General features: G+C 36.7%; 9 protein-coding genes. 6 read left to right on the plus strand and 3 right to left on the minus strand.

All coding sequences use genetic code 11. The features are described from left to right. Window positions 1-68 precede the first annotated feature (68 nt). The gene (locus RIV7116_RS06720) at window positions 69-653 is read right to left on the minus strand and encodes a hypothetical protein (RefSeq protein ID WP_015117528.1); all 585 of its coding nucleotides are present in this window, start codon (window positions 651-653) and stop codon (window positions 69-71) included. A gap of 207 nt (window positions 654-860) precedes the next feature. On the opposite strand from RIV7116_RS06720, the gene RIV7116_RS06725 reads away from it, so the two are divergent. Both RIV7116_RS06725 and RIV7116_RS06730 read left to right on the plus strand, forming a co-directional pair. Further along, on the plus strand, window positions 861-1499 hold the full coding sequence (locus RIV7116_RS06725) for a sigma-70 region 4 domain-containing protein (protein ID WP_015117529.1): 639 nt from the start codon (window positions 861-863) through the stop codon (window positions 1497-1499). Between the two features lie 87 nt (window positions 1500-1586). Further along, on the plus strand, window positions 1587-2690 hold the full coding sequence (locus RIV7116_RS06730) for a tetratricopeptide repeat protein (RefSeq protein WP_015117530.1): 1104 nt from the start codon (window positions 1587-1589) through the stop codon (window positions 2688-2690). Window positions 2691-3006: 316 nt separating this feature from the next. Here RIV7116_RS06730 and RIV7116_RS06735 read toward each other — a convergent pair whose 3' ends face one another. Both RIV7116_RS06735 and RIV7116_RS06740 read right to left on the minus strand, forming a co-directional pair. Beyond that, on the minus strand, window positions 3007-3855 hold the full coding sequence (locus RIV7116_RS06735) for a DUF2267 domain-containing protein (RefSeq protein WP_015117531.1): 849 nt from the start codon (window positions 3853-3855) through the stop codon (window positions 3007-3009). Window positions 3856-4155: 300 nt separating this feature from the next. Then, complete coding sequence (locus RIV7116_RS06740; protein ID WP_015117532.1) at window positions 4156-5640, minus strand: cell wall metabolism sensor histidine kinase WalK; 1485 nt, start codon at window positions 5638-5640, stop codon at window positions 4156-4158. Between the two features lie 1039 nt (window positions 5641-6679). Between RIV7116_RS06740 and RIV7116_RS06745 the strand changes: the two genes are divergently transcribed. From RIV7116_RS06745 to RIV7116_RS06760, 4 genes are all read left to right on the plus strand, one after another. Further along, window positions 6680-7258, plus strand: coding sequence for a hypothetical protein (locus tag RIV7116_RS06745; RefSeq protein WP_015117533.1), 579 nt, complete (start codon window positions 6680-6682; stop codon window positions 7256-7258). Between the two features lie 323 nt (window positions 7259-7581). Beyond that, window positions 7582-8082 (plus strand): hypothetical protein, encoded by a 501-nt coding sequence (locus RIV7116_RS06750; RefSeq protein WP_044290790.1) that lies wholly within the window; start codon window positions 7582-7584, stop codon window positions 8080-8082. 59 nt (window positions 8083-8141) lie between these two features. After that, window positions 8142-9041, plus strand: coding sequence for a molecular chaperone (locus RIV7116_RS06755; RefSeq protein ID WP_015117535.1), 900 nt, complete (start codon window positions 8142-8144; stop codon window positions 9039-9041). A 179-nt stretch (window positions 9042-9220) separates the two neighbouring features. Continuing rightward, window positions 9221-12634 (plus strand): carboxypeptidase regulatory-like domain-containing protein, encoded by a 3414-nt coding sequence (locus RIV7116_RS06760; RefSeq protein ID WP_015117536.1) that lies wholly within the window; start codon window positions 9221-9223, stop codon window positions 12632-12634. Window positions 12635-12909 lie beyond the last annotated feature (275 nt).

Consider the following 12909-nt stretch of genomic DNA (forward strand, 5'->3'; position numbering starts at 1 on the left):
TGATTCCGCTACTAGTTATAATTTTATAACGAGAATGTATGAAAAAGAATCGACTGCTAAATCCTAATTTAATTTGCAACTTCAGCCATTTCAACAACTCGTCCGTCGTAATCTTTCACTAAAAAATTTAACGGCTTGCGATTGCGAATTTTAAACTTTAATCCTCGTGTTTCAACTCGCAATAAAATCATTTCCAGGCAATCACGATCGAAGCATACGTGACGCTGCTGACTTTTACTACCTAAACTAGCCCCAGTAATAACATGTAACTGAGTATTTTTCTTCAACTGATACCAAAGTCCTTCAGTTGCATTCGACATTTTGCTTGGATAAGTGGGACTGCTACCCAAGTACAATGGATCGACTCCCGTAGCACCAATAGTTTGTTCGTAATTGTAATAGTAGTGCAAAGGTACTTCCGCAGCGGGTAAGTCTAACAACCCTTCGTATAAATCGCGGGCAATTTCTAAATCCGACACCATAATAGTATGTACCTTGGGAGCGCTAGTAAGAAACATCCACATAGCACCGGCATAAGCTGCAAGCAGCATCACCATTATGCCTTGAGTAGAGAACAAACTATCCAATGGTAAGAAAGAACCCAAAGTAGTCGGAGTAAACAAGTAAGCTATTGCGTCAAATGATATAACCATGAACAAATCAATAAGTATATAAGGTATATAAGAAAGCTGTTTTTGACAAAAGTCAATTAAGACCTAAATTGCATAGTAGTGCTTAAGAGCGTATGAAAACTTTTAATCAAAATATTCGTGCTAAATACATCAACACCAAGATATTATGCGATTAACGAAAAATATACATTTCTGAAATAATTCTAGCAATATAGATAAAAAAAGACTGTGCAAATTCCTAATTTTCCAGAATCCAACCACCCCTTAGTTAAGTCACTGTTCCATAAAAGTGACCAAGAACTCATAAATTTATTTGGACAGTATCCAGATGCTGGAAGGTACTTCACGGCAATTTTTTGCCGATACAGCCCCATCGTCTATACCTTAATTATGCATTCAGCCCGTTCTCCAGTACAGGCAGATTACTTGTTTGCTATGACTTGGAAACATATTTATTACCAAGTCGGTGGAGTCAACTTAGAAGCTACAGAACCAGATGCACCAGCAATGACTTTACAAAACTGGCTGATTAACATGACAGCTTACTGCATCAACGAAACCGAGCTACCACCTACCGAAAGTATTCATTATTCTCTTAAGACCACTTCACCGCCCCTTTGGTGCTATGTAGAACAGTCATTAGATCAATTACCACCGATGTTAAGGTTAATAGTGTTAATGGCTCAAACTTTCCACTGGAGTGAAACTAGAATTGCTGCTTACTTACAAGCTGAAGGAGAAGGTATTTCTCCTAATGAAGTAGCAAATTTTCTCCAAGAAGGTTATCGTATGCTAGAAGAAAAATTACCAGCAGACATCCGTGCTATATATTTGGGTGAAAATTTTCTTCAGCCAGTTTCTGCGTGAAAACGCTGATATTTGCAAATTATGCTGGTAGTTATTTCCTTGATTGTAAATTATTTTACTTAAAACTAATTTTTAGGGCAAATTTTTATGAAACAGCGAAATTTACTAGCGAAAGACAAATTTCAACAGTCATTTTGTAAACCTCGCAAGCCATCGCCAAATAAATTGTCTTTGAAGTTGAACAATGCTTTTGGTTTCTTGTTATTTTCCTTGTTGTTGAGTCCCGTTGCTGCAAGTGCTGCTGATATTACCGAACAATTGCATTATCCCCAAATTGATAAGAAAGTTTTAATCCAGTCGAGAGACGAGGCTGATACTTTGCTTCGTTTGGGTGAAAGACAAAATATTCAAGGGAATCCCCATAAAGCGGTTAAATCTTTATTGCAGGCATTAGAAATTTATCATTCGATTGGTGACTTGAATGCAATTGGTTTAACCTACGAGTTTTTGGGTAAAAGTTACGTCGAGTTGAAGCAGTATAAAAAAGCAAATGATGCAATTAGAAGACGTTTGGCGATCGCCCGCGATACCAAAGATTTTCAAAGTCAGATTTTTGCATTGAATAATATTGGTACTTTACTGCTACAAAAAGGAGAATTTCAAACAGCTTCCCAAACTTTCGAGCAAGCATTAATAATCGCTAAAAACATTAATAGTAATGAAGGATATGGAATATCTTTAAGCAATTTGGGACTAGCATCCGCAAGGTTAGGAGATTACAAAAAAGCAGTTAAACTGTACAAAAATGCTCTTAATTACCGGCGAAAAGTTGGTGATCCCATAGGTGAAGCAAATACTTTGAATAATCTAGGTAAAGCCTATGAGGTAGTTGGTAATTATCAAGACACGATTGGTAATTATGGATCGGCTTTGAGGCTTGCTAGAGCATCGAGAGATAATCTTAATCAACTACGGGCAATCGATGGATTAGTAGCCGCTCATAGTTCCGTAGGACGGTATAATCGTGCTTTTGACTTATTAGAAAAACGTTTAGAAATAGCCAGAAACTTACAAAACCCCCTTGAAGAACTAAAATCTTTTGAATCCTACGCTCTACTCTATGAAAAGCTTGGTAAATATCCCACCGCTCGCAACTTTTATCAAAGAGCAATTACTTTAGCAAAAACTCTTGAAGATACTAGAAAAGAAGTGCTGTTGCGCGATCGCGTTACTCAAATGATGAAAAAATAAACTTTTAAGAATTGGGAATTGGACGTGGGGATGAGAATATGGGGTGATAAATAGAGAATGTTCTAAGCCCAGTTAAGATATAGCAATCCTATTTGAATTTTGAAAAATACTCACTACATTTTCTGTTCCCTATTCCCTATTCCCTAGCCCCTACGAGTTATTCCCCAAATAAAAACGGATTCCTATAATTTTTAGGGAATAGGAGAAAAAAACTAAAAAAATAAGAGCTAGGAATTAATCTTAACTCCTAACTCCTAACTCCTAATTCCTAACTTCTAACTGCTAATTCCTAACTTCTAACTCTTAAATTCTAATATTAAGCCTCTTGCCACAACTTAAGAATTGTATCTGGTAAAAATCCTTCTACTTCTTTAATTCTTTCCTGTGATAATTCGTCTTTAGTAGCAGAAAAAACAGATTTAACTACCATTCTTTCATCAACACCCTTTTGTAAACCACCTTCTTGACGAATGCGGAATAAAAAAGTGTCGGAGTCAATTTTTAGAGGCGGACGAACTTTACTCAAGAAAGCCACTATAGGATTAGTATCTTTCCATAAATCGGCAATTTCATTTTGCAAAGCTTTGTTATCAGTAGGTTCTGCTGGCTCGTGCAATTCTTTAGAAACTCTTTCGGATGCTTCAGTAGTCATCATATCCCGCATAGTACGGAATACCACCTCACTAATATCTCTAGCATCGAAAATATCATTTAAACTGCCCTTAAGCATTACCTTTTCTAAAAAGGGCATATTCTTGGTAGCTATTGGAGTTGCTGGACCTTTTTCTAAAGCTTTCGGAGGATTTGCCTCCATTTTCTCAAGTAACTTTTGCCCTTTATCAGTTAATTTAGCCTCTTCAAAGGTAATTAAATGGGGAAGAGGACCATCTTCAGCGCCAAAAGTATTTGCGACTCTAGCATCAACCTCGCCTGGGTTTACCGCACTAGGAACATCTTCCTGATTCGCGTATGCATTACCAGAAAATTTAGCTTGGATATACTGTTTTTGATTTAAATAATCTAAATGTCCTAAAAAGTCACTTTTTGTTAATCCTCTACCTGTAAAATCAGTTTCAGAGAAGCCAATTTCATGCATTCCCTGACCGCCGTCTTTGATTTTTTTAAGGATAATAAAAGCAACGTCTTCTCTAAGATTAATTGGCATATAACCCTCCTAAAAGCTTGATTTTAATCTATAGATTTTTGCTGAAGAAATAGTAATCAAAATTAGACTAGCAATTTGTAGAATCAATCCAACAAAAATAATTAAATAAGTACAGATTAACAATCAATAAAAAAAACAGTTACCTATCCTTTACTTCTTGTAGCAAACTGCTAGTGTGTCAATGATTAAATCATTCTTACAGCTTCATCAACCACATTAGTAGGTAGAGTTACTTATAGGCATCTGTCACTAGAAACAATTTGTATCCGTCACCCGAAACATTTTTACTTCTGATAATTATTACTCAGGAATAATTGGCAAAGTGACAGTAACTGTTGTACCTTTGCCGAGAATGCTGTCAATTTGTATTTGCCCTTGATGATTTTCAAGAATAGCTTTAGAGATAGGTAATCCCAACCCCGAACCAGTAGTATTTTGCATCAAAGTATTTCCCGAACTATGACTGCGTGCTGGATCTACTCGGTAAAAACGGTCAAATAAGCGGGGTAAAGCTTCAGCTGGAATACCGATACCGTTATCTATCACTTTGACTTGCAGTACCGAACGATTAACAAGCTCTATCCGTGCTAATTCAACTTCTACTTTTCCGCTCTCTTGGGTGTAACGTAAAGCATTACTAATTAAATTCGTAAATAAACGGACTAATTGTTCCCAATTACCCATGAAAGTAAACCAATCATCAACTAATTCCGGATTGGTTTGAGTTTCTACAGAATCAATAAAATGTAACTGTAAGATTACATTTTTTGCAGCAGCAAGCAATTGTTGTTCTTCAACTACTTCCATAAGCAAAGCATCAATAGGGCATGAAGAAAAATCGTAGGCACTGATTCCACTATCCTGACGTGCCAAAAACAGTAAATCGTTGACTAACTTACTAAGCCGCTGCGTTAATCTTTCTACTACCTTTAACTGTTGTTGATAATGTTCTACATTAGCCCCTCGTGCTTGGGTTACTTCCAACTCATTCAAAGCAACCTGCACGTTAGTTTGAATTAAAGCAATAGGACTTCTAAGTTCGTGAGAAGCGTCTGCGGTAAATTGCTTAAGATGTTGATAAGACTCTCTTACCGGTTGCATTGCTTTTCCAGAAAGAAACCACCCGCTTGCTGCCACAGAAAATAACATCAAACCAATACCCAAACCCAAATCCACAATCAATTGACGGCTGGGTTTTGTCACTTCAAACCAAGGATGACTTACCCGGAGATATCCCAACACTTGCCGTCCAATTTCTACTCTTTCAGTAACTTGTCGTAAGAGTATCGGCTCAGAAAGCCCATTTACATTTTCCCTTTGTCTACGGACACTTTCCTTAACGGGGGGAACCCCCGCACGGAAGAGTCCTCCCCTTGCTTCCTCGTCTCCCCATCTCCCCCTCTCCCCACTTGCTCTCAACACCCGCACGGTTTCACCCATACGATTCGGATGAATAGGAATATTTAACGGTTCCGATAAAGTTGACCAAAGCAATTTACCCGTAGGGCTAAACCATTCCCAATCAATACGGTCATCGTCACGAGTATCCGCATTATCACGGAAGCTTGCTTCTAGATTAACCCTAAATAGACTGTTATTTGAATTTACAGCTTCGATAACCAGCGAACGTTGCACAACTTCCACCACATGGTTCAAGGTGTCGTCGATTCGTTCGATCAAAGTATTGCGTACATACAAATACACTCCACTCGCAAACAGCAGCAATAGCACCGCAGTTACTGCTGTATACCAAATCGCAAGACGACGACGAGTAGTTTGAAACATTACAGTTGCTACCGGCGAACAGTTATTGGTAATCAGTTAAGAATTCTACTCCCTTTCTTCCTGTTCTCCTCTTGTTATTATCCCGTCTCATCTCTTGCTATTTCTTTGTGTTTACTAAGTATTATCTCTGATAATATTTTTACATTGATTTTGCTTAATTCAATATTATCACTGAAGTTGTCTTTTAGGAGTAGAGGTTACATTCTTGATGTAAACCTGCTACGAAGCAATGAACAAAAATCGATAAAGGTTCTGACCGCAACTGTTGGTTATTTGATGTTAAATTTCAATGACCTAGTTAGGTAAGAACGAAGTAAGAATGTATGGGAGTTTAGGAAGTGTGTTTGTAAAAGAGGAACTATAAGGTTATAAATGGCAATATTTTCGTTATCTTCGTAATTCAGGAAAAGTATATTCCATATATTACGAAATATTTCAAAATATACTTTGTTTGATTGCTATTAAATATAGCACTCTTTTGCAGACTAGGTTCGCAAAATTAAGGCTATAAAATCCTATCAGTTCTCTATTCACCACATATTTTGCGGTGATTAAGCCACATCATACAATTTCTATACAGTTTTTTCAACAAACTAGTTGTAAAAGTAATTTCTTACACCTCGTTGATTAATTGTCGCTTCAACAGATAATCCATGACATTAACGAGAGTGGATGAAGGCAGATTTTTCTTGGATTATTAGCGGAGGTGATGCATCGCAAAAATAAAATATTGAAATTAATTTGATTGTTTTCATAACCAAATTTCGTTTTTCATTACTCTCGGGCTTACCAGGGAATATCTATCAAACCGCTTAATTAAAGCATGAAGTTAAAGTTATGGTTAAACGAACCTTGTATAAAATGTACTGTACCGGAATATTGGCTCCATAAATCCAGGTGTACGTATTTTTATCTTTTAAATAACTTCATTCTCCAGGTTTATCTTAAATCCCTTTAGCAAACCAATTTGGATAAGTCAGAAACAGAGAGTTTATCAAACATACAACATTTACCTTACCGATACCACGGAGATTTTTAGATGAAGAAAATTCTAGGCATTTTTGCAGCTAGTGCAGCAGCTTTAGGTAGCGCTATGATTTCTGCAACACCCGTTCGCGCCCAATCTGCAATTTTACCAGTAGAAATTGAAGTAACTCCATCAGTTTTTCTACGTACTTATTCTCAGCTGAACTTTGTAGTCAGTCAACAAGACTTACAAGGAGGAAGATCTATAGATCAAGACGCAGGAATTTATGATGAGAACTTAGGTAGTAGTGCTTTGTCAACAGATGCCCCTAATGAGACAGGTACTGGTACGGTTACTAAAACTATTCCTCGTTTGTATCAAATTTGGGGTAACTCAGCGGCGGATGTTGAGATTACAGCAACCCAAGAAACTTTAACAGATACAAATGGTGTATCTGGAGGTGGTTTGACTGGGGGAGGAACTGGAGATACAGTCACAATGATTGTATCAAATATAACTGAACAGCAGGTTGAGGGAAAAGCTTATAGAGATGGAGAAGGAACCTTTGATTTTACTTTCTCTAACCTTAATGCTACTCAAGATACAAGATACACAGGTGGTGAAATTACCATCCGAGTTGTAAATCCCTAATCAGATTTATTGTTAAGATTTCTGGTGCAGGCAAATGCCTGCTTCCAGTCTCTTCTTTCTAAGCGCTAACTGTATATCTGCAAAAAATAAGTTGATTTATGTCATTAGTTATGAACTATATCTAACTAATTATTCTTTTCACAACTAACAGTATATTTGTTTTGAATTAATCATAATTTATGACATAAAACTATAGCTTTATAGATTGAAACAAGGCTAAAAGTTCATATTCATTTGTTTATTATCGTAGTAAAAATATATTTTTTTGAAAAATGAACTGCCGAAAGATTATTAAATGCTACTTTACTATATTCGTAGCGTTCTTGTTATCACCACAGCCGAAAGTTTTTGCACAAACAAATTCAAATAGCTGTGAAGCTGGTATATATGAGTTAATTAATGTTGCAGATACTCAAACAATAAGACCAACAGATATTCTTAGTACAGAGGTAGAACAAATTGGAATTGGTAATGAAAGTACCAGTTTAGAAACTGATGGAGCGCCCTATAGAGATAGTAGTAATCCTATCAGTGAGCCAAGATATTGGGAGATGAGGGTTAGCAATTCCGATCTGCCTATCAATACCAGTGACGTAAAATATACATTGCAATCTAATAGCCAGCAAAATAATCCTTTCCAAGAAAATCGAGTTGAATTACAAGTTTTAGATATTGAAGAAATAGAAAGATGCCCTGACAACAATACTACTGTAATTTCAGGTGGAATTAGCTTGATATTCCGTGAATTAGAACAATTAGTACCCGGTAATTTTCGAGGGGATATCAATGTCTGTGTATCGGTAAATGGTAATCAGTGTCAGTGAAACTTTTGTTTTTGATTTTCAAGGTTTTTTATTCGTTGTGTGAGTAAATAAAATTCATTATGTTACAAAAAACTGCAAAAGCCATAGCGTTAAGTTTAATAGGATTATTAGCTTGGGAAATACCAACTGTAAAAGCAATAGAAATGAGTATTACCCCGCCTCGGATGGAGGTAGATATTAGTTCTAGAAAAGGACGCTCTAATACAATTAAGCTAACTAATTTTGCTAACAAACCAGTACAAATTAGGGCTTTTGTTAAAAATTGGACGATGGATGAAAAAAATAAACTTAAAGATATACCATCCACCGAAGAATCTTTAGATAGATGGATTCTGTTTACTCCCTCTAAATTTACAATTCCAGCCAAGGGTACTCAAACTGTACGTTTTGCAATTCGCCCTAAGACTAAACCTGCTCCTGGCGAGCATCGTGCTGTTATTTATTTTGAAGAAATTGCCTCTGATAGCGATTCAGATACAGTTAATACCAAAGCACGTATGGGTGTTGTTGTCTATGCCTATGCAGGAGAAATCAAGCGCATCGGCAATGTTAATTCAGTAAATGTTGACACAAAGCCCAACGCCATTAATGCAGTATTCGACGTTTCCAATAAAGGTAACGCTCATATACGGATGAAAGGGCAATACGCTATTTGGAAGGCTGCAAAATATCCGGGAGCAAAAGCCACTAGATATATCAAAAGTTCTGGCAATTCCGAGAAAAAACTACCTGCCAATGTGATTGAAGTTGGAAGGATTAAGGTTCCTCCAGTTTTACCAAATACCAATCGGCAATTATTGCAGAAAATAACTAGAAAATTACCTCCAGGTAACTACGTTTTAGATATTAACGCCGAGTTAAGTGGTGTTGCTGTTGATAAAGGTATTCCTTTCACTGTAAAAGCTACTGCTAATACTCCTAAACCTACAACATCGCCCGTAAGTTCTTCGGATAAATAGCTTTTTTCAGATAAACTTTTACTTTATTCAGGGTAGTTTGATATTTTAATATCCCTGAATAAAATTGCTAATTTAAAAATATTTATTCATTGCATCTATCTGCTTTTTCATATAAGTAATACTACAATTCATAGCTCACAGCCTGTATCAGGCTAAATATTGATAAATTTGTGCCAAGTATGCTCTACCTAGCTTTACCACCTACACCTCCATTAATTGTCAGTACGTTGACTCCACAGGCTTCAACCCTAAATAGTGGTTGTGAATCGCTAAAAGTTAAGTCGCAAAAATCTGACCTTGTAAATAATTTACTAGGTAAAATACTGGCTGATTCGGTTTCAACAAAGCCTTGCGGAGGAGAAAAAAATAAACCTGAAAATATTCAAACTAATACTCTCTTAGAGAAGCAGAAGCAGACAAAGAAATTCGTCACAATACCGCCGCCAGAAGAAACTAATTTACCTGTTGCCGAAAGCTCTCTTGTAAACAAGCAAAAACCAGTTGACAATCAAATATTACCAGCCCCTCTCAAACAAGCCTCTACAGACAAGCAATCTCAGAGTCAAGATAAGTCTGTTGAAAAAAATCCCATAGGAAGAATTCTGGCGACGGTACAGCAATTAATCAACGTCTCTCTGTATGCTTCAATTAACAGCACTATCAGCGATAGCGTTGAAGCACCAACACAAAATTCTTCTCAAACTTCAAACACTTCTATTGCTTCTAATCCCACAGGAGCTAAAAAAAATCAAAACCTAGAAGAAAACTCTAGTAATAACAGCAATCAGAAAGTTGCAAGCAATACAAATGTTAATACAGCAAAAATTCTGGCAGTTGTTCAGCAACTAATTACTACCTCTGTCTCCGCTTCTTTAAATCAAACTATTAACGATACTGTCAAAAATAGTATTCAAACTCCTGGAGAAATAGCTCTTTCTAATCCTGAAAAAGACGAAAATTCAAATCAAACTCTAAACAATAATCAAAAACCGAATAATAACCAAAAATTAGCAACTGCACTCAACAATTCTAAGAAAAATTCTCTACGAGATTCTTTGATAAATAAGCTTCGCGATAAAAAGTCCATTAGATTAGCACAAGTTCCAGGTGAACCTTTCCTTGTTGGGGTTGTAATAAATGGAAGGGAAGTTGGGACTTTAGACATTATTGAAGAAAATAATACTCTTTTAATCCCTTTAGAAACTTTTGGAGAAATTAGCGGATTTTCTGTTAAAAAAACTAATGCTGGTATTGAAACACAAACACCTTTAGGAAAAATAAACTTTTCGCCCAATATATTAAAGCAAATTAACGGTCTAACTTACGTTAGTCAAGAAATACTAGAAAAAAAGCTGGAAATTAATCTAGAGTTAAATACAGCCGATTTAACCTTACTTGCTGATTTACCCTGGCGTGCGGGAAGCAGACAGGCTCGAAGCAATGCCGAACTACAACCCGAACTTTTTGCCCCCAGCAGCGGAATTTCTAGATTGCGACAAGAGTTAAATATTATTAGTACTCCTAGAAATACAAACTTTCAAAGTAACTCACTTTTAGGTGGAAGACTCGCTGGTGGAACTTGGCGTTTGCGAATGAATAATAACTTTCGCAACCAGCCAAATTTAACAGAATACTTTTTCTATCAACGTAGCGGTCAATTTCGCTACCAATTAGGTAGACAAAGAGTTGGCTTGCATCCAATTTTGAACGGGCTTGACCTTACAGGCTTACAATTTGGTTACAGTAATTTACCTTCAGACTATTTTCGTTCAACTTACAGCGCTAACGAAATTTTACCCAGACGTTCTCGTTCATTACAAACATTTACCGGTAGAGTTCCACCTACAAGCGTCGTCCAATTGAGAGTTTCTGGAATTACAGTTGCAGAGCAGCAGGTAGGATTTAATGGCATATATGAATTTATTGATGTCAGATTACCTGTTAACCAGAGCAGTGAAGTTGAAGTTTTAGTTTTTGAGCGCAACAATCTGCGAACTCCCATTGATATTCGTACCGTCAACATCAACGCTTCGGATTTGCTCTTACCATCAGGAGGTAACGTACAGCTTGGTGGGTTAGGTTTTAGCGGTAACCTAGTTCAAGATAGTTTATTCAGCGATTTTAATTCTACTGACGGAGGTGAGCTAGTTGGTTTTTATCAACTACGTCAAGGACTTTCAGATAATTTCACTGTGGAAGGTTCTCTACAAGCTGTTCCCAATTCTTTCCAAGCACAGGCTGGTTTAGTTTGGCGTTTGGCGAATCCCGTTATTTTCTCTGCAAGTGTAGGCAATTCTTTTGATAAAGTTGGATACTCAGCTAATTTAGACGTTGACTTCGATAAATTAGAAATCAATGCTAATTCTCAGTTAGTTCCTCAAGGCTTTAGAACAGGCGATGAAAGCAATGGAGAACGATATAATCACAGTTTAGAATTTAGGTATCGTTTGGACAATAAATTGAATTTAGGATTTATTGCTCGCAGTCGTAAAGATAATAGCGATTCTAACGATTATATTTTACCTACTTTCTATGCTCGTCCTTTCTCTAAATTATCTTTAAGCGGGAGACCAGATATTTTTGGAGATTATTTATTCAACGCTTTCTTTACACCAAATCGTTCTACGAAATTATCTTTTAACAGTTATGGGGATGCCTATATATCCGATTTAACATACGACTTAAACCGTAATTATGAATTATCTTTCGGTACTGAATTTGGCAGAAGTGCCCCGGCTCGTTATTCAGTCGGTTTGGGTCGCAATTCTAATAGCTTTAAAGACTTAAGTTGGAATGTGGGCTTAGCATTAAGCGATGGAGAAATCGGACCTACTGCTGGTGCAAGTATGCAAGTACTACCCGGTTTATTTGCCAGACTTAATTATGATGCTATACCCTCCAGAGGAATTAGTTCGGGTGGTTTGAACGATAGTCGTCTGAGTTTATCCTTAACATCTAATATGTCTGTGGCTGGTAGCAGATTAACTCCAGCTAGATACAGCGGTATTGGTAAAGAACGCGGAGCAATTTCCGGTCAACTAGCTTTAAAAGAGGAAAGTAAAGGCTTCGATCTAAGTGGTTCTATTGTTCGCGTTTTCGATACTCGCAATAAACCAGTAGGTTCGGCTAGAACTGACTCTAAAGGTAGCTTTTTTGTTGGTAACTTACCAGAAGGCGTTTATGTTGTGGAACTCGAACCCGAAGAATTACCCATCGAACTCGCATTATCTAAAACTAGTTTTGTTGCCGAAGTTGCTTCTTCTGGAGTCACTCGCGTAGACTTTCCCGTCAGAACTGAATACGGATTAGCAGGGAAAGTTACGGATGTATCGGGACAACCTTTAACTCAAGTACGAGTAGAGCTATTAAATAGTAAAGGCGCACGAGTATTATCTGGAACAACAGACCAATTCGGATTATATCGTCTTGATGGAGTTCCCGTCGGTAAATATACTTTACGTGTTTCTCCTCAAGATACGCTTAATTCTAACAATACTCTTCCCAAGCGACAGGTCGTAATTGACAATAAGTTCGTTTATAACCAAAATTTACAGCTACCAGTCTCCGCAGCAGCTAAGAACAAGAAACAGTGAGCAGTTAACAGTTACTTTTTAGTTTTATTTATTAAGTAATATAAGTATTCAATAGAACATTTTGATTAAGCTTCTAAGACAGTTTTAGTCAAATCAAAATTATATATTTATACCTTCACTGAGTACAAATTGTTCTAAGTAAAAAGATTTAATTAAAAAAGATTTGAACAAATTCAACGCGGTTAAAAATAACTGGTCACTGTTAACTGATAATTATTTTTCAGATGGAAGCGAAGGCTACATTTACCTTAATATAGTTATAGATAGTTATAAGC

Source organism: Rivularia sp. PCC 7116 (assembly GCF_000316665.1).
Classification (GTDB): domain Bacteria; phylum Cyanobacteriota; class Cyanobacteriia; order Cyanobacteriales; family Nostocaceae; genus Rivularia.